This window comes from Streptomyces sp. NBC_00727 (genome assembly GCF_045161745.1).
GTDB lineage: Bacteria > Actinomycetota > Actinomycetes > Streptomycetales > Streptomycetaceae > Streptomyces.
Map to the genome: position 1 here is coordinate 6,406,531 of NZ_CP108981.1, position 23,134 is coordinate 6,429,664.

21 protein-coding genes are annotated in these 23,134 nt (G+C 70.1%); 14 read left to right on the forward strand and 7 right to left on the reverse strand.

What is annotated here, in order from left to right:
- Position 1 precedes the first annotated feature (1 nt).
- The 3 genes from OG242_RS28915 to OG242_RS28925 form a co-directional block, all read right to left on the reverse strand.
- Positions 2–1,633: an ABC-F family ATP-binding cassette domain-containing protein gene (locus OG242_RS28915; RefSeq protein ID WP_405900944.1), complete on the reverse strand. Its 1,632-nt coding sequence runs from the start codon at positions 1,631–1,633 to the stop codon at positions 2–4.
- 305 nt (positions 1,634–1,938) lie between these two features.
- Entirely contained in the window at positions 1,939–2,352 is a 414-nt protein-coding gene (locus tag OG242_RS28920) for an SsgA family sporulation/cell division regulator (protein ID WP_405900945.1), read from the reverse strand.
- 177 nt (positions 2,353–2,529) lie between these two features.
- Positions 2,530–2,823: a YciI family protein gene (locus tag OG242_RS28925; protein WP_405900946.1), complete on the reverse strand. Its 294-nt coding sequence runs from the start codon at positions 2,821–2,823 to the stop codon at positions 2,530–2,532.
- 68 nt (positions 2,824–2,891) lie between these two features.
- On the opposite strand from OG242_RS28925, the gene OG242_RS28930 reads away from it, so the two are divergent.
- On the forward strand, positions 2,892–3,554 hold the full coding sequence (locus OG242_RS28930; RefSeq protein ID WP_405901755.1) for an endonuclease V: 663 nt from the start codon (positions 2,892–2,894) through the stop codon (positions 3,552–3,554).
- An 18-nt stretch (positions 3,555–3,572) separates the two neighbouring features.
- On the opposite strand, the gene OG242_RS28935 is transcribed toward OG242_RS28930, so the two are convergent.
- Positions 3,573–4,763, reverse strand: coding sequence for a saccharopine dehydrogenase family protein (locus OG242_RS28935; protein WP_405900947.1), 1,191 nt, complete (start codon positions 4,761–4,763; stop codon positions 3,573–3,575).
- A gap of 213 nt (positions 4,764–4,976) precedes the next feature.
- Here OG242_RS28935 and OG242_RS28940 point away from each other — a divergent pair, with 213 nt between their 5' ends.
- The 4 genes from OG242_RS28940 to OG242_RS28955 are packed head-to-tail and all read left to right on the forward strand — an operon-like array spanning position 4,977 to position 10,737.
- Complete coding sequence (locus tag OG242_RS28940) at positions 4,977–6,128, forward strand: CaiB/BaiF CoA transferase family protein (protein WP_405900948.1); 1,152 nt, start codon at positions 4,977–4,979, stop codon at positions 6,126–6,128.
- The gene (locus OG242_RS28945; RefSeq protein ID WP_405900949.1) at positions 6,128–7,270 is read left to right on the forward strand and encodes an acyl-CoA dehydrogenase family protein; all 1,143 of its coding nucleotides are present in this window, start codon (positions 6,128–6,130) and stop codon (positions 7,268–7,270) included. The genes OG242_RS28940 and OG242_RS28945 overlap by 1 nt, the downstream gene beginning before the upstream one ends.
- 49 nt (positions 7,271–7,319) lie before the next feature.
- Positions 7,320–8,534 (forward strand): acetyl-CoA C-acetyltransferase, encoded by a 1,215-nt coding sequence (locus OG242_RS28950; RefSeq protein ID WP_405900950.1) that lies wholly within the window; start codon positions 7,320–7,322, stop codon positions 8,532–8,534.
- A gap of 31 nt (positions 8,535–8,565) precedes the next feature.
- Positions 8,566–10,737 carry a 3-hydroxyacyl-CoA dehydrogenase NAD-binding domain-containing protein gene (locus OG242_RS28955; protein ID WP_405900951.1) on the forward strand — a complete coding sequence of 724 codons (2,172 nt, stop codon included), beginning with the start codon at positions 8,566–8,568 and terminating at the stop codon, positions 10,735–10,737.
- 52 nt (positions 10,738–10,789) lie between these two features.
- Here OG242_RS28955 and OG242_RS28960 read toward each other — a convergent pair whose 3' ends face one another.
- Positions 10,790–11,521 carry a MerR family transcriptional regulator gene (locus OG242_RS28960; protein ID WP_374783041.1) on the reverse strand — a complete coding sequence of 244 codons (732 nt, stop codon included), beginning with the start codon at positions 11,519–11,521 and terminating at the stop codon, positions 10,790–10,792.
- 335 nt (positions 11,522–11,856) lie between these two features.
- Between OG242_RS28960 and OG242_RS28965 the strand changes: the two genes are divergently transcribed.
- Positions 11,857–12,765 (forward strand): aminoglycoside phosphotransferase family protein, encoded by a 909-nt coding sequence (locus OG242_RS28965; RefSeq protein ID WP_405900952.1) that lies wholly within the window; start codon positions 11,857–11,859, stop codon positions 12,763–12,765.
- An 80-nt stretch (positions 12,766–12,845) separates the two neighbouring features.
- On the opposite strand, the gene OG242_RS28970 is transcribed toward OG242_RS28965, so the two are convergent.
- Positions 12,846–13,475, reverse strand: coding sequence for a class I SAM-dependent methyltransferase (locus OG242_RS28970; RefSeq protein WP_030587128.1), 630 nt, complete (start codon positions 13,473–13,475; stop codon positions 12,846–12,848).
- Between the two features lie 343 nt (positions 13,476–13,818).
- On the opposite strand from OG242_RS28970, the gene OG242_RS28975 reads away from it, so the two are divergent.
- The 6 genes from OG242_RS28975 (at position 13,819) to OG242_RS29000 (ending at position 20,094) form a co-directional block, all read left to right on the forward strand.
- The gene (locus OG242_RS28975) at positions 13,819–14,496 is read left to right on the forward strand and encodes a TnsA-like heteromeric transposase endonuclease subunit (RefSeq protein ID WP_405900953.1); all 678 of its coding nucleotides are present in this window, start codon (positions 13,819–13,821) and stop codon (positions 14,494–14,496) included.
- Entirely contained in the window at positions 14,496–15,545 is a 1,050-nt protein-coding gene (locus tag OG242_RS28980) for a hypothetical protein (RefSeq protein ID WP_405900954.1), read from the forward strand. The genes OG242_RS28975 and OG242_RS28980 overlap by 1 nt, the downstream gene beginning before the upstream one ends.
- Complete coding sequence (locus OG242_RS28985; RefSeq protein ID WP_405900955.1) at positions 15,463–16,188, forward strand: hypothetical protein; 726 nt, start codon at positions 15,463–15,465, stop codon at positions 16,186–16,188. The genes OG242_RS28980 and OG242_RS28985 overlap by 83 nt, the downstream gene beginning before the upstream one ends.
- A gap of 275 nt (positions 16,189–16,463) precedes the next feature.
- On the forward strand, positions 16,464–17,597 hold the full coding sequence (locus OG242_RS28990; protein ID WP_405900956.1) for a hypothetical protein: 1,134 nt from the start codon (positions 16,464–16,466) through the stop codon (positions 17,595–17,597).
- Positions 17,594–19,681, forward strand: coding sequence for a hypothetical protein (locus tag OG242_RS28995; RefSeq protein WP_405900957.1), 2,088 nt, complete (start codon positions 17,594–17,596; stop codon positions 19,679–19,681). Before OG242_RS28990 ends, OG242_RS28995 begins: the two co-directional genes overlap by 4 nt.
- Positions 19,678–20,094, forward strand: coding sequence for a hypothetical protein (locus OG242_RS29000; RefSeq protein WP_405900958.1), 417 nt, complete (start codon positions 19,678–19,680; stop codon positions 20,092–20,094). The genes OG242_RS28995 and OG242_RS29000 overlap by 4 nt, the downstream gene beginning before the upstream one ends.
- Before the next feature lie 53 nt (positions 20,095–20,147).
- Here the strand turns inward: OG242_RS29000 and OG242_RS29005 are convergent, their stop codons facing one another.
- The gene (locus OG242_RS29005; RefSeq protein WP_405900959.1) at positions 20,148–20,825 is read right to left on the reverse strand and encodes a hypothetical protein; all 678 of its coding nucleotides are present in this window, start codon (positions 20,823–20,825) and stop codon (positions 20,148–20,150) included.
- Between the two features lie 632 nt (positions 20,826–21,457).
- Between OG242_RS29005 and OG242_RS29010 the strand changes: the two genes are divergently transcribed.
- On the forward strand, positions 21,458–21,667 hold the full coding sequence (locus tag OG242_RS29010) for a hypothetical protein (protein ID WP_405900960.1): 210 nt from the start codon (positions 21,458–21,460) through the stop codon (positions 21,665–21,667).
- A 218-nt stretch (positions 21,668–21,885) separates the two neighbouring features.
- Positions 21,886–23,094: a hypothetical protein gene (locus OG242_RS29015; RefSeq protein ID WP_405900961.1), complete on the forward strand. Its 1,209-nt coding sequence runs from the start codon at positions 21,886–21,888 to the stop codon at positions 23,092–23,094.
- The last annotated feature ends 40 nt before the right edge of the window (positions 23,095–23,134 follow it).

The window sequence follows — 23,134 nt, forward strand, 5'->3', positions numbered from 1 at the left end:
GTCAGAGCCCGGCACGCACCTCCTCGGCCGTCGTGGCGCGCAGTTCGCCGTCGAGCAGCAGCCAGCGCGTGATCCCCAGCGATTCCAGGAAGGGCACGTCGTGGCCGGCCACGACGAGCGCGCCCTCGTACGCGTCGAGCGCCGCGGTCAGCCGACGCACACTGGCCATGTCCAGGTTGTTCGTCGGCTCGTCCAGCAGCAGCAACTGCGGCGCCGGCTCGGCCAGCAGCAGCGCGGCCAGCGCCGCCCGGAACCGCTCCCCGCCCGACAGGGTGCCCGCCGCCCGGTCCGCCCGCGCCCCCCTGAACAGGAAGTGCGCCAGCTTCGCCCTGATGTGGTTGTTCGTGGCGTCCGGCGCGAACCGCGCCACGTTCTCCACCACGCTCAGCCCGTCGTCGAGCACATCGAGCCGCTGCGGCAGGAAGCGCAGCGGGACCTCGGTCACCGCCTCGCCGGACACGGGGGCCAGCTCACCGGCGAGCGTACGCAGCAGCGTGGTCTTGCCCGCTCCGTTGCGCCCCACCAGCGCGATGCGCTCCGGGCCGCGCACCTCGTACTGTCCCCGCACCCGTGCCCCGTGCGCGAGCTCCAGATCGCGTAGCACCAGCACGCCCCGGCCCGGGTGGACCTTGGTGCGCGGCAGTTCGACCCGGATCTCGTCGTCGTCACGCACCGCGTCGACGGCGTCGTCCAGGCGCTCCTTCGCGTCGGCCAGCCGGCTCGCGTGCATCAGGCGCTGCTTGCCCGCCGACTCCTGGGCGGAGCGTTTGCGGGCGCTCGCGACGATCTTCGGCACGCTGCCCTGCTCGAACAGCTTCTGGCCGTACCGTCTGCGCCGGGCCGATTTCACCTGGGATTCGGCCAGTTCGCGCTTCTGCCGCTGTACGTCGGCCTCCGCGACCCGCACCATGCGCTCGGCCGCCTCCTGCTCGACGGCGAGCGCCGCCTCGTACGCCGAGAGGTTGCCGCCGTACCAGGTGACGGTGGAGTCGCGCAGGTCGGCGATCTGGTCGACGAGCTCCAGGAGTTCGCGGTCGTGGCTGACGACCACGAGCACGCCGTGCCAGGCGTCGATCGCCGCGTACAGCCGCCTCCTGGCGTACAGGTCCAGGTTGTTGGTCGGCTCGTCGAGCAGCAGCACATCGGGCCGGGCCAGCAGCAGCGCGGCCAGCCGCAGCATCACGCACTCACCGCCCGACATCTCGCCGATCGTGCGGTCGAGCCCGATGTGGTCGAGGCCGAGTCCGTCGAGCGTGGCGCGGGCCCGCTCCTCGACGTCCCAGTCGTCACCGACGGCGGCGAACCGCTCCTCGCCGACGTCACCGGCCTCGATGGCGTGCAGTGCCTCGCGGACCGCGTCGATGCCGAGCGCCGCGTCGACGCGCAACTCCGTGTCCAGGACCAGGTTCTGCGGCAGGTGGCCCACCTCGCCGGACACACTGACCCGGCCCTCGGTGGGCTGGAGTTCCCCGGCGAGCAGCCGGAGCAGGGTGGACTTTCCGGCCCCGTTGAGGCCGATGAGCCCCGTGCGGCCGGGGCCCACGGTGAGATCGAGTGCTTCCAGCGCCGGGCTGCCGTCGGGCCAGGCGAAGGAGAGGGAGGAACAGGTGAGGTGGGCTGCGGGGGCAGACATGAGAAATCTCCCGGTTGCGAGGAATGACAGGGCAACGGGCGAGACACCGGCCACTGGCGTTCCACGAGAATTCCGGGATGACGGAAGGAAGGCCCTGGTCACGGAGGACGGCTCGATGAGCTGAGGTCACACTCGGGCGCGCGGGCACGGCAAAGGGCCGGCACGGCACGCGACACGGTGTCTCAAGACCTCAGATCTGCAACGTCCTGCTCCGTTCGGCGACAACAAGGACACCGGAGACGTTACGCGGGGCCGAGGGAGGGAGCAATCGAATTGACGGGCCCGCGCGGACAACGGCCGCAGGGTCAGCGGGACCCGAACAGCTCGGTCAGATTCCGGTCCAGATCCAGGTGACGGCGCTCCTGGCCGCAGGGCACCAGGTCCTCCGCCCGCCGCAGGAACCGGCGCAGATCCGCCGTGCGGACGTGCACCATGGCGATCCCCTCGGCGGCGTGGAACTCCAGCACCGTGCGGTCGTAGCCGAACGGCCTGACCCGTACGTCCCCGAGTCCTGACGCGACCTCCATCCCGGCGGCGAGCAGGTCCCGGGAGAACTGCCAGGACACGTCCGTCCCCTCCAGCGTCGCCGGCGCGGGGAACGCCATGCGCACGGCGAAGGGGTCCGCCCGGTCGTAGCTCAGGACAGCCGGCAGTGTCTCCATCTGCGGCGCGGACGCAACCATGCGGGCCTGTACGGACTGTTCGATGACCGTGGACACGAACCTGCTCCCTCTCGCGACCGGACGAACGGTTCCCGGCACTTGTAGAGACGACGAAAGCCGCCGATCCGTGCACCGGGAGACGGCGTGAGCTGCATCACCGCACACCGCTGCCTGTTCACGTGCCCCGTTCCGGCCGGTGCACCCCGGCCGGGAGCGTTCTGCCGCGAGGAGATTTCAGAGCGTCTGGCGGTAGGGGGCGAGCGCGTCCGACGTCTTGGTGGCGATGAACTCCGTGATCCGGTACGCGCAGACACCCTCGACGACGAAGGGATCGGTCGCCGTGAGCCGCTCGATCGCCGCCCGCTCGTCCCCGACCGCGAGGATCACCCCGCCGTCCCGGGGGTTCTTGCGCCCCGAAGCGATGAACACCCCCGCCGCGTACTGCTCGTCGAGCCAGGCGACGTGTTCCTTCAGCACCGCGTCGACGCGGTCCAGCGGGGCGGTGTAGGACAGCTCAAGTACGAACATGGGTTCAGGCTACCGGCCGGGGAACTCGATACAGGCCCTAGGGTGGGCGCACCATGACAGCGCTTCAGATGCCCTCCGACGCCGCCGGGGCCCGTGCGGTCCAGGACGCCCTTCGGGCCCGGGTGGTCCTCGACGAGCCGGGCCCGCCGCCGGGGACCGGCCGGGTGACCGGGGTCGACGTCGCCTACGACGACGAACGCGACATCGTGGTGGCGGCGGCCGTCGTCCTCGACGCCGCGACGCTGGTGGTGGTGGAGGAGGCGACCGCCGTCGGCCGGGTCAGCTTCCCGTACGTCCCGGGGCTGCTGGCCTTCCGCGAGATCCCGACCGTGCTGGCCGCCCTGGAGAACCTGACGGCCGGCCCCGGTCTCGTCGTCTGCGACGGGTACGGCAGGGCCCACCCCCGCCGCTTCGGCCTCGCCAGCCACCTCGGCGTCCTCACCGGGCTCCCGGTCATCGGCGTCGCCAAGAGCCCGTTCACCTTCACCTTCGAGCCGCCCGGCCCCCGGCGCGGCGACCAGTCACCGCTGCTGGACGGCGAGGACGAGGTCGGACGCGCGCTGCGCACCCGGGACGGCGTCAAGCCGGTGTACGTCTCCGTCGGGCACCGCACCGGCCTCGACAACGCCGTCGCGCACACCCTGGCGCTCACCCGGGGCTTCCGGCAGCCGGAGACGACGCGCAGGGCCGATGCCCTGTGCCGCAGCGCCCTGCGCGAGGCGACCGGCTGAGGGAGCGGCCGTGACTCCTCAGCGCGCCGCCGCCACCCGGAAGCGCAGCCCGGCCGCGATCAGCCGTTCCAGCAGCGCGTCGCCCATCGCGGCGGCCGTCGTGACCTGTCCCGAGGTGGCCGGAAGCTCGTCCAGTGCCAGGCACAGCGCAGACTCCGCGAGCATCTTCGCCGTCTCGTCGTAGCCCGGGTCGCCGCCCGACACCTCCGTGAACACCCGCCGCCCGCCGCCCTCGCCGACGAACCGCACAGTGAACCAGCTGCGCCGCCTGCGCTCCGCGTCCGGGCCCGCGCCGGGCTCGTAACGCCCCATCAGCCAGTCCCGCGCGGCCGGCACCTGCGCGGCGCCGAGCAGCGCCCCGAGCGCCGCCGTGCCCCCGAGTGCCACGGGCAGGTGCTTGACCGAGGCGTAGTGGCGGTAGCGGAAGTCGGGGCCGTACCGGGGCAGTGCCCGCGCCGAGCGGGCGATGATTCCCGCGTCGAGCGTCGGCAGCGGGAGCGCCCAGGTGCCGGTCTCCGGGCTGAAGCGGGGGCGGCCGAGCGGGGCGTGGACGCGGCGGCCGGTGAGCCGGGGCTCGTGCAGCCGGCGTTCCCGCGCGGCACGCGCGGTCTGCGGGCCCCGGCCCATCGCGGTGAGCGCCGAGGCGAACGTACCGCCGGAGAAGACGGCGTTGCTGCGGACGAAGCCGTCGATGCGCAGCGGCACGTCCTGCGGGAGCTGCCGCACCGTGAAGTAGGCGCCGAGGTCGTGCGGCACGGAGTCGAAGCCGCAGGCGTGCACGAGCCGGGCGCCGGTCTCACGGGCGCGGGCGTCGTGCTCCACGTACATCCGGTCCACGAACTCCGGCTCGCCCGTGAGGTCCGCGTAGTCCGTCCCCGCCTCGGCGCAGGCGGCGACCAGCTTCTCGCCGTACCAGACATAGGGGCCCACGGTCGTGGCCACCACCCGGGCGGACTCGGCCAGTGCGCGCAGCGAACCCTCGTCGGACGCGTCCGCCTCGATCAGCGGGAGGTCCGCGCAGCGCGGGTCCAGGGCGGTCAGCCGGGTGCGCAGCTTCTCCAGCTTGGCGCGGTCGCGCCCGGCGACGGCCCAGCGGCAGTCGTCCGGGGCGTGCCGGGCCAGATACTCGGCGGTGAGCACACCCACGAACCCGGTGGCGCCGAAAAGGACTACGTCATAGGGGCGCGCGGCCCCGTTCTGCCTGTTCACGAAAGCCTCCGCGGAGGACGGCACCGGATGGAGCGAGCAGAGGTTAGCGCGGTCCCCGTGGCGGTGTGCGGGCGGGAGGGGGCCATGGGGGAGTATCCATGAGTATCCGTGAAAAGAACTAAGCGCTTGCTCTTCCCAGGGGGTTGTGCGGAGCGCGGTGCGTTCTTAGCATCATCGATGTTACATCAGTTGTGTCACACCGCTGGGGGCTCGATGGCGACGACAGGGAACGGCCCGCGCGGTCCCCTCGACGGGACTCGGGTGGTGGAGCTCGCCGGCATCGGCCCCGGCCCGTTCGCCGCGATGCTCCTGGCCGACCTGGGCGCCGACGTGGTGCGGGTCGACCGCCCCGGCGGCGCCGGCCTCGGCATCGACCCGGCCCGCGACCTCACCAACCGCAACAAGCGGTCCGTGCTCGTCGACCTCAAGGCCCCCGACGGCCCGGCCACCGTCCTGGACCTCGTCGAACGCGCCGATGTCCTCATCGAGGGCTACCGCCCCGGCGTCGCCGAACGCCTGGGTGTGGGACCCGACGCCTGCCTGGCCCGCAACCCGGGACTCGTCTACGGGCGGATGACCGGCTGGGGCCAGGACGGGCCGCTGGCCGAGCGCGCCGGCCACGACATCTCGTACATCGCGCTCACCGGCACCCTCTCCGTGATCGGCAGGACCGGAGAGCCACCCACCGTCCCCGCCAACCTGGTCGGCGACTACGCGGGCGGCTCGCTCTACCTCGTCGTCGGCATCCTCGCCGCCCTCCAGCACGCCCGTACGCCCGGCGGCACCGGACAGGTCGTGGACGCGGCCATCGTCGACGGTGCCGCCCACCTCGCCACGATGATCCACGGCATGCTCGCGGCGGGCGGCTGGCAGGACCGGCGCGGCTCCAACCTCCTCGACGGCGGCTGCCCGTTCTACGGCTCGTACGAGACCGCCGACGGCGAGTACATGGCGGTCGGCCCGCTGGAGCAGCGGTTCTACGACGAGTTCGTCCGGCTCCTCGGCATCGCGGACACCGCCCCGGACCGCAACGACCTCGCCCGCTGGGACGAACTGCGCACCGCCGTGGCCGACCGCTTCCGCACCCGGACCCGCGCCGAGTGGGCCGAGGTCTTCGACGGGTCGGACGCCTGTGTGGCGCCCGTCCTCTCGCTCCGCGAGGCGCCCCACCACCCGCACCTCGCCGCCCGCGCCACCTTCGTCGAGCACGGCGGACTCACCCAGCCCGCGCCCGCGCCCCGCTTCTCCGCCACCCCCGCGTCGGTGCGCACCGGTCCGGCGCTGCCGGGCGCGGACACCGAAGCCGTCGCCGCCGACTGGGGCGTGCCCGGTCTGCGGACCACCCGGAAGGACACCACCGACTGATGCAGCGGCAGATCTTCACCGAAGAGCACGACGCGTTCCGCGAGACCGTGCGCACCTTCCTCGCCAAGGAGGTCCTTCCGCACTACGAGCAGTGGGAGAAGGACGGCATCGTCTCCCGCGAGGCCTGGCGCGCCGCCGGCCGGCAGGGCCTCCTCGGCCTCGCCGTGCCCGAGGAGTACGGGGGCGGCGGCAACACCGACTTCCGCTACAGCGCCGTCCTGGCCGAGGAGTTCACCCGGGCCGGCACCCCCGGCCTCGCGCTCGGACTGCACAACGACATCATCGGCCCCTACCTCACCGGCCTCGCCACCGACGAGCAGAAGCGGCGCTGGCTGCCCGGCTTCTGCAGCGGCGAGATCATCACCGCCATCGCCATGACCGAACCCGGCGCGGGCTCCGACCTCCAGGGCATCCGCACCACCGCCGAGGACAAGGGCGACCACTGGCTGATCAACGGCTCCAAGACGTTCATCTCCAACGGCATCCTCGCCGACCTGGTGGTCGTCGTCGCGAAGACCACCCCGGAGGGCGGCGCCAAGGGCCTCTCGCTGATCGTCGTCGAGCGCGGCGCGGAGGGCTTCGAGCGGGGCCGCAACCTCGACAAGATCGGCCAGAAGTCCCAGGACACCGCAGAGCTGTTCTTCAACGACGTGCGCGTACCCAAGGAGAACCTGCTCGGCGAGCTCGACGGCGCCTTCATCCACCTGATGACCAACCTCGCCCAGGAGCGCATGGGCATAGCCGTCGCCGGGATCGCCGCCGCAGAACACCTCCTGGAGATCACCACCGCGTACGTCAAGGAGCGCGAGGCGTTCGGCCGGCCGCTCGCCAAGCTCCAGCACATCCGCTTCGAGATCGCCGAGATGGCCACCGAGTGCGCCGTCACCAGGGCCTTCCTCGACCGCTGCGTCGTCGACCACTCCGACGGCACCCTCGACGCCGTGCACGCCTCCATGGCGAAGTGGTGGGCGACCGAACTGCAGAAGCGCGTCGCCGACCGCTGCCTCCAGCTCCACGGCGGCTACGGCTACATGGCGGAGTACCCGGTGGCCCGCGCGTTCACCGACGGCCGCATCCAGACCATCTACGGCGGCACGACCGAGATCATGAAGGAGATCATCGGCCGCTCGCTGCTCGCCTGACCCGTCAGCCGCACCACGCTCGCGCCACCACCCCCGAAAGGCAGCTGTCTTGAGTACCGAAGCATTCGTCTACGACGCGATCCGCACCCCGCGCGGCCGCGGCAAGGCCAACGGCGCCCTGCACGGCACCAAGCCCATCGACCTCGTCGTCGGCCTGATCCACGAGATCCGTGCCCGCTTCCCCGGCCTCGACCCCGCGGCGATCGACGACATCGTCCTCGGCGTGGTCAGCCCGCTCGGCGACCAGGGCTCCGACATCGCCCGGATCGCCGCCATCGCGGCCGGTCTGCCCGACACCGTCGCCGGCGTCCAGGAGAACCGCTTCTGTGCCTCGGGCCTGGAGGCCGTCAACCTGGCCGCCGCCAAGGTGCGTTCGGGCTGGGAGGACCTGATCCTGGCGGGCGGCGTCGAGTCGATGTCCCGCGTGCCGATGGGCTCCGACGGCGGCGCCTGGGCCATGGACCCGATGACCAACTACGAGACCGGCTTCGCCCCGCAGGGCGTCGGCGCCGACCTCATCGCCACCATCGAGGGCTTCTCGCGGCGCGACGTCGACGAGTTCGCCGCGCTCTCCCAGGAGCGGGCCGCCGAGGCGTGGAAGGACAACCGCTTCGCGCGGTCCGTCGTCCCCGTCAAGGACCGCAACGGCCTCGTCGTCCTCGACCACGACGAGCACATGCGCCCCGGCACCACCGCCGACTCCCTCGCCGCGCTCAAGCCGTCCTTCGCGACGATCGGCGAGATGGGCGGCTTCGACGCGGTGGCGCTGCAGAAGTACCACTGGGTCGAGAAGATCGACCACGTCCACCACGCGGGCAACTCCTCCGGCATCGTGGACGGCGCCGCCCTCGTCGCCATCGGCAACAAGGAGACCGGCGAGCGCTACGGCCTCACCCCGCGCGCCCGTATCGTCTCCGCCGCCGTCTCCGGCTCCGAGCCGACCATCATGCTCACCGGCCCCGCCCCCGCCACCCGCAAGGCCCTCGCCAAGGCCGGGCTGACCATCGACGACATCGACCTCATCGAGATCAACGAAGCCTTCGCCGGGGTCGTCCTGCGGTTCGTCCGGGACATGGGCGTCTCCCTCGACAAGGTCAACGTCAACGGCGGCGCCATCGCGCTCGGCCACCCGCTGGGCGCCACCGGCGCGATGATCCTCGGCACCCTCATCGACGAACTGGAGCGCCGCGACCAGCGCTACGGCCTCGCCACCCTGTGCGTGGGCGGCGGCATGGGCGTCGCCACCGTCGTCGAGCGTCTCTGACCGTTCCCCTTCCTACGGAGAAGACAAACCCATGACCGAGAGCACGACCATCCGCTGGGAACAGGACGAGACCGGCGTCGTCACCCTCGTACTGGACGATCCCAACCAGTCCGCCAACACGATGAACCAGGCGTTCAAGGACTCCGTCGCGGCCGTCGCCGACCGCGCCGAGGCCGAGAAGGACTCCATCCGGGGCATCATCTACACCTCCGCCAAGAAGACCTTCTTCGCCGGCGGCGACCTCAAGGAAATGATCAGGATCGGTCCTTCGAGCGCGCAGCTCGCGTTCGACACCGGCACCGCCATCAAGAACTCGCTGCGCCGCATCGAGACCCTCGGCAAGCCCGTCGTCGCCGCCATCAACGGCGCCGCGCTCGGCGGCGGTTACGAGATCGCGCTCGCCGCCCACCACCGCATCGCCCTCGACGCGCCCGGCTCCCGCATCGGCCTCCCCGAGGTCACCCTCGGCCTGCTCCCCGCGGGCGGCGGCGTCACCCGCACCGTACGCCTCATGGGCATCGCCGACGCGCTGCTCAAGGTCCTCCTCCAGGGCACCCAGTACACCCCGCGGCGCGCGCTGGAGAACGGGCTCGTCCACGAGGTCGCCGCCACGCCCGAGGAGATGCTGGACAAGGCCCGCGCCTTCATCGACGCCCACCCCGAGTCCCAGCAGCCCTGGGACGTCAAGGGCTACAGGATCCCCGGCGGCACCCCGTCGAACCCGAAGTTCGCCGCGAACCTGCCGGCATTCCCGTCGAACCTGAAGAAACAGATCGCGGGCGCGCCCATGCCCGCGCCGCGCAACATCCTCGCCGCAGCGGTCGAGGGCTCGCAGGTCGACTTCGAGACCGCCCTGACCATCGAGGCCCGGTACTTCACCGAGCTGGTCACCGGCCAGGTATCCAAGAACATGATCCAGGCGTTCTTCTTCGACCTCCAGGCCGTCAACTCCGGCGCCAGCCGCCCCAAGGGCATCGAGGAGCGCCAGGTCCGCAAGGTCGCCGTCCTCGGCGCCGGCATGATGGGCGCGGGCATCGCGTACTCCTGCGCCAAGGCCGGGATCGACGTCGTCCTCAAGGACGTCTCCGCCGAGGCCGCCGCCAAGGGCAAGGCGTACAGTGAGAAGCTGCTCGACAAGGCGCTCTCCCGGGGCCGGACGACCGAGGCGAAGCGCGACGAGCTGCTGGCCCGCATCACCCCGACCGCCGAGGCCGCCGACCTCGCGGGCTGCGACGCGGTGATCGAGGCCGTCTTCGAGGACACCGCCCTCAAGCACAAGGTGTTCCAGGAGATCCAGGACGTCATCGAGCCCGACGCGCTCCTCTGCTCCAACACCTCCACCCTCCCGATCACCGTGCTCGCCGAAGGCGTCTCGCGCCCCGTCGACTTCATCGGGCTGCACTTCTTCTCGCCGGTCGACAAGATGCCGCTGGTCGAGATCATCAAGGGCGAGAAGACCGGGGACGCGGCGCTGGCCCGCGCGTTCGACCTGGTCCGCCGGATCAAGAAGACCCCGATCGTCGTCAACGACTCGCGCGGCTTCTTCACCTCGCGCGTCATCGGCCAGTTCATCAACGAGGGCGTCGCCATGGTCGGCGAGGGCGTCGAGCCCGCCTCCGTCGAGCAGGCCGCCGCGCAGGCCGGCTACCCGGCCAAGGTGCTCTCCCTGATGGACGAGCTGACCCTCACCCTGCCGCGCAAGATCCGCAACGAGACCCGCAAGGCCGTCGAGGAGGCGGGCGGCACCTGGCCCGGCCACCCGGCGGACGAGGTGATCGACCGGATGGTCGACGAGTTCGGCCGCCCCGGCCGCAGCGGCGGCGCGGGTTTCTACGAGTACGACGAGGCGGGCAGGCGCACGCGCCTGTGGCCGGGCCTGCGTGAGCACTTCGCCAAGGCCGGGACGGACATCTCCTTCACCGACATGCAGGAGCGCATGCTCTTCTCCGAGGCGCTGGACAGCGTCCGCTGCCTGGAGGAGAACGTCCTGATCACCGTCGCCGACGCCAACATCGGCTCGATCATGGGCATCGGCTTCCCGCCGTGGACCGGCGGCGTGCTCCAGTACATCAACGGCTACGAGGGCGGCCTGCCCGGCTTCGTGGCCCGCGCCCGGGAGCTCGCCGAGCGCTACGGCGACCGCTTCCTGCCGCCCGCGCTGCTGGTCGAGAAGGCGGAGAAGGGCGAGACCTTCCACGACTGACCCGGGACGCCCGCATGCCGTACCGTCCCTCCCCGGGGCGGTACGGCCGCGCTCATTCGGCCGTGAACGCGGCCCGCAACTCCTCCTTCAGCGACCGCTGGAAGGCGGTCACCAGGGCCTGGAGCACCATCGGCTGCATGTGCGCCGACAGCGACTTCATCGCCTTGACGTGCTCGGGGTCCGATTCCCGCTCCCGGTACGGATTCCACACCTCGTCCCGGAAGAGCCGGGTCAGCTCCTGCGCGGCCGAGCGGGTGTGCTCCAGCAGGACCGTACGGGCGGCGAGGATCGTCTCGTGCGCGATCGGCACGTCGAGCAGCTCCACGCCGAGCCGCAGCAGCCCCGGATCCAGCCGGAAGACACCGTCGTCGGGCGCGGACCGCTCCAGAACGCCCATCGCGGCCAGCCGGTCGAGGTCCTGCTCGCTCAGCGGCCGTCCGGCCCGCCGCTCCAGCTCCGCCCGCGAGGCGTCCTCCGCCGAGTCCGGCGCCCAGGAGGCGACCAGGGCCCGGTGGATGGCCAGGTCGTGGGCGCTGAGGTCGGGCGGCAGCTGCTCCAGGTACCGTTCGATCGCGGCGAGAGTCATGCCCTGGTGCTGGAGCTCCTCGATCAGCGCCAGCCGCGAGAGGTGGTCGTGCCCGTAGTGCCCGACCCGGCGCGGCCCGATCACCGGCGGCGGCAGCAGCCCCCGGGTGCTGTAGAACCTGACCGTGCGCACGGTCACCCCGGCGCGAGCCGCCAGTTCGTCGACGGTGAGCTTCGGCTCCTCGGCCTCGGTCGCCATGTCCGCTCCTCGTGTCCGGTGCTGCGAGCGCCCCGCTCGGTGCAACAGTATTGCTGTCTCACCATCGATGTGAAAGTGGCAACGGGTCACTGTCAGCGCCGCCCCCCTAGCCTGATGTGACTGTTCGCGATAGTTGGCGGATGTTCGCGATAGTTGGCGAGCCGACGTCAGAGAGTGATCAACCTACGCAGAGTTACTGTCCGGTCGCGCTGAAGCTGGCAGAGTCTCACTCGGTCTCACCTGGCCTGGCAGATCCTCAAGGGATCGAGGTACGTACAGCGGCCGCCTCGGGAAAATGACTGGCGGCGGCGAAGCCTGGGCAGAAGGCTCTCACCGTGACACTTCATGAGAACGAGATCCGTGTGAATGAGACGGTCGTCCGGTCACTGCTGCGGGAACAGCGACCGGAGTGGGCCGACCTCCCCATCTCGCCGGCCGGTGCGGGCACGGACAACACGATGTACCGGCTCGGCGACCAACTGCTCCTTCGGCTACCGCGCACCCCGGACAACGCGAAGGCCGTACGGAAAGAGCAGACCTGGCTGCCACGGCTGGCGCCAGATCTTCCCTGTCGCATCCCGGAGCCGGTGCACAACGGCACGCCGAGTTCCGCATTCCCGCTCGCCTGGTCGGTGTACCGCTGGATCGATGGCGAGGAAGCCGGTCCGGGATCGGTCAGAGACTGGGCCGCCTTCGGAGGTGACCTGGCAACGATCGTGCAGAGCCTGCATGCCATCCCCCTCATGGGAGCCACTCGCCAGGGCGGGCTCAGCTGGTACCGCGGAGGTGGCCTGCACGCTTGTGACCGGTGGATCAGCGGGTGCTTCGACAACTGTCGAACGATCCAGGGCCTCGACCTCGACATCGCGCATCTGCAACACCTGTGGCAGAGCGCGCTCACCCTGCCCGAGCCTTCTGCCCGCCATGTGTGGCTCCACGGAGACCTCAAACCCACCAACCTTCTGGTCCAGCAGGGGAAGCTGCACGCCGTCATCGACTTCGGAGGCCTCTCAGTCGGCTTTCCCGACGCCGAACACTCGCCTCTGTGGGATTTTCCACCTGGGGCTCGACAGGCGTACTGGGACGCCACAAGCCTCGACGACGTGACATGGCTGCGTGCCCGGGCGTGGGCCATCGCTGTCGGAGTCAGCGGGGTGTCGTACTACTGGGGCACCTATCCCCTTTTCGTCAGCGAATGCTTGTCGCGTCTCCGCGCGATCCTGGAGGCTATCGGCGAGCAGTGAACCAGTCCCGCACGTGGCGCTTCAGACGAACTTCATCCACGCGGATCTACACCACTCCGTCCCAGGCCACGGGGCACGCTCTAGGGGCGGCGGGCCAACAAATGAGCGTCGAGGAAGCCCCGCTCGGAGGCCGGGTCGTGGAGCAACCGAGCAACCGTGACGAGCCCGGCCCCGGCCAGCAACTCGGCAAACCGCTCGGCCGGCCAGCTATAGGCGGGCGTCACTTTGTGATCGAAGCGGACCGGCTCCGGTCCTTCGGTCCCGAAGAACGACACCAGGAGCAGGCCCCCTGGTGCCAGGACACGCACCTGCTCGGCGAGCAGTGCGGGCAGTTCCCCAGGCGGGGTATGGATCATCGAGTAGTGGGCCAGCACTCCGCCGAGCGCGCCGTCCTCGACCGGCAGGGCCTCCATTCGCGCTTCGTCGAACCGCAGCGCCGGATGGGCCCGCCGGGCGTGGTCGACCATGGCCGGGGAGAGGTCGAGCCCGAAGGCGTCCAGCCCCAAGTCGTGCAGCATGGCCGTCAGATGTCCGGGCCCGCACCCGACGTCGGCTGTCCGCAGGTTCCCCGTCCCACGCACGAGCTCGGCGAAGGTGCCGATCATGTTTCGCGCGAACGGCTGTGTCTCCAACCGATTAGCGAACATCGACGCATACAGCTCGACAACCCCGTCGTAGGCCGTCCTGGTCTCGCCCTGGTGTTCCAACACGGGAAGGAAACTAACACCCGTGCCGTTCGCAGCCGTTGCTCGGCCCCATACCTACCCTTCCCCTCGGGACTGATCGTTCCGTCACCTGATCAAGGGGCGACCTCAGTAGTTCGGAGAAGGGACAGTTACGAACAACTGCGGTGATCGGTGCCGGCTGCAGGGAAGGTCGTGCTGCCCTGGATGGGTGTTCCGTACGACGTCTGTCTTGATCCGTTCCGATTCATGCGTACTCAGTGATCTGCTCACTCCGTACGTCGGCCTTGCCGAGTTCGAGACGAGGCTGGTTACTGACGACGGGTGGCCGCGTCGGTGGACAGTGACGTGGCGGGTCGGGGAGGGCAAGGTGACCTGGCCTGTTCGTGACATGGCCTCGGTGCCGGTGCTGTCGTCCAAGATGATCCGGGGGTTCACGTGGCGAGCTGACCAGGGGCACCGGCCAGGTCTGCAGTTCATGGTGTCGACGGGTCGGCTTCACGGGTTCGAGTCGCTGGAAGAGCAACAGCTTCTGCTGGCGCTGGACTACTTCGGGGTCGCTGAAGTCCTGCCGCAGCCGTTTCGCCTCGACTTTGACAGCAGCGAAGGCAAGAGGTGGCACGTCCCGGACTTTCTTGCGGTGATGCCCGACGGAGGGCTGTGGCTGTTCGATGTCCGCCCCAAGGGCCTGATCGAGGACGGCGACGCGATGAAGTTCGCGGCAACGGCACAGTCAGCGTCTGCCTGCGGCTGGCGATACTCGGTCGTGGCTGGCTGGCGGCCGCACGTCCACAGCGTGCTCGACCACCTGTCGTCGCAGCGTCGGCCGTTGGTCGATCAGCTGGGCCTCCAGCGAGAGCTTGAGGACGCTGTTGCACGCGGGGTGGACACGTTCGGCGACCTGGTGGAGGGGACACGCCTTCCGGCCGTCGCCCGTGCTCACGCTACTCACCTGCTGTGGTGGCGGAGGCTCGGTGTTGATCTGGGCAGTCCGCTGGGGGATGGCTCGTTGATCTGGCGGGGCCGCGCGTCGGCCGGAGGGTCGTGATGGCTGCGGGACACGGCCTGCTGGACATGGAGATCGGCAGCGTGCTGCAGTTGAACGGCGTCGAGTGGACGGTGGCAGCAGCGGAGCCTCAGTTCAGCCGGTTCGTCCTGACGGACGGCGAGGGCCGGGAGGAGACGAGGTCGATCCGCTGGCTGATCCACCACCCGGATGCGAGGGTCGCGGCGAACCGGCCGACGACGTTCGTCCCCGTCGGTCGGCAGGCCAGGTCGCTGGCCGACCTGACCGAAGACCAGCTCAAACGGGCCCAGATCAGGGCCGAGCACGTGCTGGAGGCGGAGACCGGCTTCCGGGACGGCCGGGCCGACCGGGCCCGGCCCGGTGAACCACGGCCTGCCTACGATCCCGAGCGGACGTCGCTGAGCGAGCGCCGGCGAGCGAAGGCGGCCGAGCTGAAGGCCCTCCCGCGCCAGGAGGCCGAGATGCTGGGGCTCCGGTTCATGAGCGAGCGAACGCTCGAGCGTCTGTCCGCGAGATCCGGGGACAGTCTGCTGCTGGCCTGCGCAGACGGCCGCTGGACCCGCCGCAGCGGGGGCCATCCCAGTGTCACTGAGGAAGTCCGCAAAGCGATCTTCGCGGTGAAGAGGGAATGCAGAAACCGGTCCTCGATCACCATGGCCGCCCGGCATCGCCTTATGCACCAGTACATCCGGGAAACCTTCCCGTCCTTCCCCGTCAAGGACATCCCGTCGCGGATCACCTTGATGCGCGTCTGGCGGGAATGGTTCGGAAGCGGCGGGGCTCGAGCCCGTTACGCCCGTTCGGCTGAGGACGCCGAGGACGCGGACGTCGGACGGCGACTGATCGTCCACCGCCCGGGGCAGGTGATCGCTCTGGACTCCACGCCGCTGCCGGTCAAGTTGCGGGAGAGCGTGTTCGGCGAGGCGGTGTCGGCGACCCTGACCCACGCTTGTGCACGGTTGGTTACTGACCGCGCATGTTGCGCCGGTGAAGCAGAGATCCGCGTGGACGGTGCACTACACCAGCCGCGACGTCGCCCGGCCCGCAGCGGTGCGGCCCTGGCTGGCTGACCTGCCCGAAGACCTGACGCCATGGCTCGACGAGGTCGGGCTGCCCGATGGGCTGCCGTTCCTGCTGTCGCCTCGGTACGAGTACGACGTGGTGCTCAACTCGTACTTCCATCGGGTGAACCTGATCGGCGCGCCGTGGAACAGCAACGCCAACCGGGCCCGGGCACTGGCGGGGTTCTTGAACTTCCTGCACGGCGCGCGGGGCGGAAAGTCGTGGCGACAGGCCGCCGAGGGCGACCATCTGGCGTTCCATCAGTGGCGCCGCCGGGATCCGGCCGGGCCCAGGGTGGCGGGCGGGACTTGGAGCCAGGAGGTCTCGCACGTCAACCAGTTCTTCGAGTGGGCCGTACGGCAGAACCAGATCGGAGCGGTCCCGATCCCGCACCGCTCCCGCAGGCCGGCGCCGCTGGGCACACTGCAGGCCGTCCGCGCCGAGGGCACGGTCCCGGCGACCTACGCGCACGACGAGGGCGGCGAGCGCATCGAGTGGCTCCCACCTGCGTCCTACCGGCTCTGGCGGGACGTGGGCCTGCGCGGCTACGGTCCCGACGGCTTGCCCTCCGGCCGGTTCAAGGGCCGCTGGTCAGCCCGCAACGCGCGGACGCCGAACCGTCGCCGCCCGGGAACGGGGCCAAGCGGCTGACCACCGGATACTCCGACGGGGAACTGGCCCGGCTCCTGGCCGCACTGCGGGCGGACGCCGCCAGGATCCGCGACCGCATCCGGGCCGGGGAGGACCTGCTTCGCCGCTACCAGACCAACCCGCTGGCCCTGGACGACAACGATCGGAACCTGGGCCGGGTGCTGGAGCGGATGGCTGCCACCGGGCAGGTCCCCACACCGCCCGCGGTCCGGCCCAGTCCCTTCTGCCCCGAGCGCCGGGAACTCGCTGGGCGCCTGTTCTTGACCCTGCGGGACGTGCCGCCGTTGATGATGCTCACCGCGGCTCTGTCGGAGCGCAACGGCGAGACGATGAAGGAACTCCCGCTCCGGCACCGTGTGTTGGAGGATCGGGCGGTCGAGTTGGTCATCGTCAAGCGCCGCCGGGGCACACGGCGCTGGTTCGAGACCGTGACCTGGGAGATCGGGGCCCCGGGCCGTGAACTGCACAACCCGGGCGGCTTCTACCTGCTCATGCTGGAACTGACGGCCCGCAGCCGTCAGCGGTGCGGTTCGCCGCTGCTGTGGTCGGTCTGGCGCAACGGATACGCGGCCGGGCTCGGCGTCCCCGACAACCACTTCGCCCCGTTCCAGGATTCGTTGAGCTCCACCGCGATCCTGCCGACCGCCTGGGCGGCGAACCGCCCCCGGCCACTGCTGGCCGACCCCCAGCCCGCCACCGCCGGGCCTGACGACACCTCACCGACGCTGCCGGTCCAGGGACTGCCTCTGCAGGTGAGCTTCAACCGGATCAAGACCAGCATGGAGGTGCGGCGCACGAAGCGGATGGGCGGCCACCTGCCCTCGGCCGCCAAGTCCAACAGCATGCCGGTCCTGTTCCGGAACTACCTCAGCGGCGACCCCGTCATCACGGCCTGGGCCGAGGAAGTCCTCGGCGAGGCCCTGGTCGACGCCGAGCAGACCGCACGCCAGGCCCACGAGCGGGCGGCGAAAGCCGCCGGCGGAGGGCCCCGGGTCCTGCCGGGACCTGTCGACACCGCGGCCATGCAGGAGAGCGGAATCGGACCGGACAAGGCCCGCCAGGCCGCCGACGGCGAGCTGGACACCGGCTGGACGGCCTGCGTCGACCACGACCAGCACCCCCTCACCGGGGAAGCGTGCCAGGTCACCTTCCTCGACTGCTTCCACTGCGGGAACTGCCTGGTCACCCGCGACCACCTGCCGCGGCTGCTGGCTCTGCTCGACGCCCTGGCCCAGCGCCGCCGTGAACTGGCCGAAGAGCTCTGGCGGCCGCGCTACGGGCCGGCCTGGGTCGCCATCCGCCAGGACATCCTCGCCAAGTTCACCCCCGCCGAACTCCACCATGCCCAAGCCGACAAGCCGCACGACGCCCTCCTGGACCTGATCGAGAACCCATGGGAACTGCCGTGACCACCGCTCTGCGGGCCCTGCCGCACCTCCCCTCGCCCCCGCAGGTCCGTGCGGACGGCACCGACCCCTTCGTCTTCCACGCCCGCCGACTGCGAGCAGGCACGGTGCTGGAGGACACCTCGCGCTTCAGCGACGACGTCTGGGTCCTGGGCCCGGCGATGCTCAAGAAGCACGAGCGCCGGTTCATCCTCGACTTCACCCTGATCCCCACCACGCACCGGCAGGTCGCCAAGGAACTCTGCTACGAGATGCTCTCGGGAACCGTCCCGGCGGGCGAGGACCGGCCCGATGTCGCCACCATCCGCACTGCCTTCACCGAGTACCTTCGGTTCCTGCGCTGGGCAGCGGCCCGCCCCCGACGCCTGGATGCCATGACCGGCCGGGACCTGGAGGACTTCCAGCGGTTCCTGATCCAGTCCCTGCCCGCCGCCGACGCCCGGCAAAGAGCCCGCTCGGCCGCGCGCAAGTTCTGGCTCTGGCGGAGCGTCCTTTCCTCGGACGTCCTGCGCTTCGACCCGCGCCACATCGACGGCTGGAGCGAACCCAAGGCCCACAGCGGCGAGAACGCCACCGCACGGATCCCAGAAGAAGTGCTGGGGCGGCTGTTCGTCTGGGCGACGCGCTTCATCGACGAGTTCTCCACCGACATCCTGGCCGCGGACCGCCACTGGCGGACCCCGCCGCCGGCACCGGCCGAGCCGCACGTCTACGGCGACCTGCCGATCCGGCTGCGGGCCTGGCTGGCCGAACACATCGCGGGGGGCAAGCCGCTGCCCGGCTGGCGCGGCGAGCCCAGCACGACCGGGGTCGCGCAGGCGCTGGGCCGCAGCCCGATCTCTCTCGGCCGCTACCGGCACCTGATCGACGAGGCCGCCGCCATCGTGGGCCTCACACCCCAGATCGTCAGCGACCTACCGATCCTCGGCCGGCTCGACGACGAGCCGTGGATCGCAGCGATCCTGGCCGACCACACCGAAGCCGACAGCCTCGCCGCGCTCGCCCGCATACTCCAGGACTCCTGCTACCTCGTCCTGTCCTTCCTCTCCGGCGCCCGCGACAGCGAGCTCAAGCATCTGAGACGCGGCGGGCTGAGGACCGAGTGCGACGCGGACGGGACGCCCTACCGCTGGAAGATAGACAGCCTGGCTTTCAAGGCCGAGGACGACCCCGCCGGCGTCCCGGCCACCTGGAGCATCGGCGAACCCGCAGCCCGGGCGATCGCCGTCCTGGAGCGGTTGCAGCCGCCCGGCACCGACTACCTCTTCGCCCGCCTGGAACACAGCCCCGGGGTCAAGCGCAACGCGGTCAGCCAGGTGCTGACCAGCGGTGCCACCAACGCCCGCCTCAACACCTTCGCAGCCTGGATCAACGAGTACTGCCGGCGCCACAGCCGCACCGACGGCATCCCGACGGTCAACCAGCAGCCCTTCCATTTGAAAAACAGCCAGTTCAGGCGCACATTGGCCTGGTTCATCGCACGCCGTCCCGGCGGCGTCATCGCCGGTGCCCTGGCCTATCGGCACCACTGCATCCAGGTTTTCGAAGGCTACGCGGGCACCAGCGAGTCGGGCTTCCGGGCCGAGGTGGAGAGCGAGCAGGCCCTGGCTCGCGGCGAGCATCTCATGGCCGCGATCGACGCCCACGAGCACACCCACCTCACCGGCCCCGCAGCCGAGGAGGCCGCCCGCCGCCTGGAGAGCTTCGGCGAACGCGCCCGTTTCCAGGGCGCCGTCGTGCTGGACGATAACCGGCTACGACGGCTCATGGCCAAGCACGACCCGGCCGTCTATCCCGGGCAGTACATCACCTGCGTCCACGACCACGCCAAGGCCCTGTGTGAACGCGCCCGCCACAGCCGCAGCGAAGGACTACCCGACCACGGCGGCTGCAAGCCCCTGGCCTGCCGCAACGTCGCCCTGACCCCCGAGAACACGGCCGCCTGGCAACGCGAGATCGACCGCATCACCCGCCGCCTGGCCACCCGCCCGACCCTGCCGCCACTCCTGCGGCACCGGCTGGAAGACCGCCGCACCGAGATCACCACGTTCCTGCTGGAGAACACCGCCACCCGGGAGTCCGCGTGAGCCGCCCCGCCGACATCCCCTCCGAGGCCCACGTCCGGCGCGTCCTGGATCAGTACGTCAACGAGTGCCACGACAACGGCACCCGCCCCAGCGTCCTGGCCCTGGCCGCGAAGTTCGACCTGAGCAACACCACCTTCCGCCGTCACTTCCCCGACCTGGCAAAGGAAGTCTCCGCCGCCCGTTCCAGGCCGTCCCCCCGCCCCACGGCGGAGATGGGGCCCAGCCCCTACGAGGTCCTCGCCGCCCGGAACGCCAAACTCCGTCGCGCCAACCGGTCGTTGACCGAGAACCTCCAGTTCGCAGCCGCCCAGATCCAGCGCCTCGCCGTCGACAACGCCCGCCTGCGCGAATCCCTGGAAGCAAGCGGCAACATCATCCGTATTGACCGTGTCGGCCCTCTTGGACACCGATGACGACCGGCCGGTCTCAGCTGGTCGGCGGTGGCACGGAGCACGACGAACGGCTTTCACCAGCCGGCCCGTCGGCCGCGGCGACCAGACTCCGCGTTCCTGGATCGTCGTCCGACTCCCACGGCACTGGCCCGAGTTCTGGCGAGCAGAGCGGTCAGGACCTCCGCATCGCAAGTGCTGGCCAGAGCGGAAAGGCTTCGCTCCACCGCTTCCACGTCCCTGCAGGTCGGCTCCATGCCCATGTGGTCGAGTGCGAAAGTCAGAAGCTTGCGGTGTCGGACACCGTCCTCCAGCGCGCGGGCCCGGAACAGCTCGGCCCTCAAACTCTCGGCGTCGGTGACCTCGCACTCCGCGGCAAGGGCGTGGAAGTCGCTCCGCGACCAACCCACGATGGTCTGGAAGTCGTGCTCGCACAAGGTGTCGTCGAAGCAGGCCAAGAGGAGGACCGACCGGGCGGTGGACCAGCCAGTCCCCGAGATCAGGACGCGGTTCACCAGCCCGCGCCGCAGTCGGACTCCGTCAGCGGTGGGCCCGTGAGAATCGTCGGAGGCCGGAAGCTGTTCCGTCGCCCTGACGCGACGAAGCTCATGGAAGAGATCTCGGCACGTGTCCACCGAAGGATCAGCGTCCGCAGGTGGGCGTCGGTGATGGATGGCGATGAAGAGCGCCCGCTCGATGATGTCCGTCTCATCGTGGTTGAGAAGAACGCCGCCCGGCAGTAGGTCAGCGGTCATATCTCCCGGATTCTCTGTCGCCACCACGCTGCCGCATGCCATGAACTGACAGACGTGGCCCGAGGATCGGGCAGGGTTCGACGGAGGAACTCCTCGTCCAGCCGGGCGACGATCCTGCGGAGCCCCGCCCGGGCTGCAGGCGGCAGTCGGCGAAGCGCGTCTTCGAGGATGTCCCGAGCGTCCGTCGGGTCGCAGCAGGGGCAGTCGTCCCAAGGCAGATAGAGGTATCGGCCGGGTTGGTGGAGAAAGCGCTCGTATCGGTGCAGGGCCTCGGCGACGGCACCGCGCCCGAGATGCTGGGCTTCGATCCGGTGGATGGCTGACCGGGTTCGGCGGGAAATGTCGGGAATCTGGCGGATGGGAAGAGCATCGCTGCGGGCTGGCCACCGCTGAGAGCGGATGGCACCGGGCGGCCTACGCGCCATTGGCCTTTCGGGTCTGCGTCATGGTGCACATCATGTCAGGTCCCAGGGACATCGTCAGCGGGTGGGCCAGCAGAAAACATCAGGGTTTGCCCTCATAGTCCCCGATAGGTTGACCTGATGGGGATGAGCGTGATCATTCGAAGCTACACCGGGACCATCGAGGCAACCTGCTGTCACCCGGCACTCGACGCACTTTGCCAGCACGCGGTGAATGACGGCTTGCCCGGGATCGGCTACGTCGACAAGTACGACGACACCGTCTTCAACCGCTCCCAGATGCGGCTGGTGATCCCCGAACTCACCCAGCTGGGCACGAGCGCACCGGCCGCCGTCGCGGAGGCAGCCGAAGAAGTGCTCGCCCTGGCCCGGACCGTCGAACGGCTCTCCCATCGCTACCTGGTGTTCAACGGAGACTGACCAGGACCCGCCACCGGCGGTCAACGGTCAGCTCTCAACTACCTCCACAAGCTGGGGCTCGATCTCTACACACACTCTGCCCCGGCTTTCAGACTGACGTTGGAGTCCGATACGTCGGTCGATGTCGCGATGCTGCTCAGAGACGTGATGCTGCCCCTGCCGATGCGCGAGGGCTGGGGCCAGGACATGGAATGGCCCTATCCAGGGGTGCCGTCCGAGTGATCACGGAGTTCGCCGGACACGACGTCGCCGCCCCTCCCTTCTTCGCACCCGAGATGGTGACCACCGACCACGGAAGCGTCTACAAGAACCACGACCTGGTGGAGGCGGAACGGAGCCTGGGCTGCAACATCCTTCCGGCCCGAGCCTTCCGGGCCAGCGACAAGTTCGCCGTCGAGCGGGCCTTCTCCGCGTTCAAGACTATGCTGTTCGAGCATCTGCTGGGCTTCACCGGCACGGACGGCGCTGACCGCGGCGCCGACCCGGAGGCCGACGCGGTGATGACCCGCTCGCAGATGGAACACCTCATCGCGACCTGGATCGTGAAGGTCTGGCAGAACCACCGGCTCGGTGAATACGCGCCGTCCTGGGGGCCGGAAGAGGACCACAGCCCCAACTCACTGTTCGCCGCGGCCATGCACCAGGGCGGCTGGTCGATGCAGATTCCCGGCCCTGAGCTCTACTACAAGGTCCTGCCCAAGCACCACGTCCAAGTTCACCCCCGCCGCGGTGTGAAGATCCTCGGGCTCTGGTATTACGCAGATCTTCTGCAGGAGTCCCGATTCCTGCGGCCCTCGGGCCGGGGCGGCAGACACGCTGACAAGTGGGTCGTCAGCAGTGACCGCCGGGACCGGCGCCGGGTCTTCCTCCAGGACCCGGACGATCACGAATCCTGGCATGTGCTGCGATGGACCGGGCTTCCCCCGGAAGGCGAAGTCCCGGCCTTCTCCGACAAGACCGCGGCCGAAGTGCTGGCCACCGCACGCCAGCGCCGACTCGCTCCTCGCTCGGACGCCGACCTTCTGTCACTGCTGCTGGAGATCCTCGGCGAGGCGGCACCCGTCGATCAGTGGCCGACCCAGCGAGACGAAAAACAGGAGAAGGGGAAAACGGCGAGAAAGAAATCGCAGAAGCGCGCCCGAATCGCCCGCTCGCGCGAGATCTCCCGCGCCGAGACGGCCGCCGCCGACCGGATCGCGGGCCGGCCTGCCGAGCCGGAGGACTGGCAGGAACAGGCCCGCACGGTCGGCCAGGCCGTGACCGCCGACCGGCGCCGCCGCCGGGAGGCTGCCGTTGCCGCCGACACGTCCGTGCCCCGGCTCCTGAACGAATCTCTCAAAAGCCGCCATCTGTTCCTGATGCCGTCCGTTCTGGCGGGCGACGAAGACGTGGATGAGGACACGGCCGACACCGAGGAGAATGTGTGAGGCTCGACGACCTCTCGGCAGGACAGCTGGACGGCCTGCC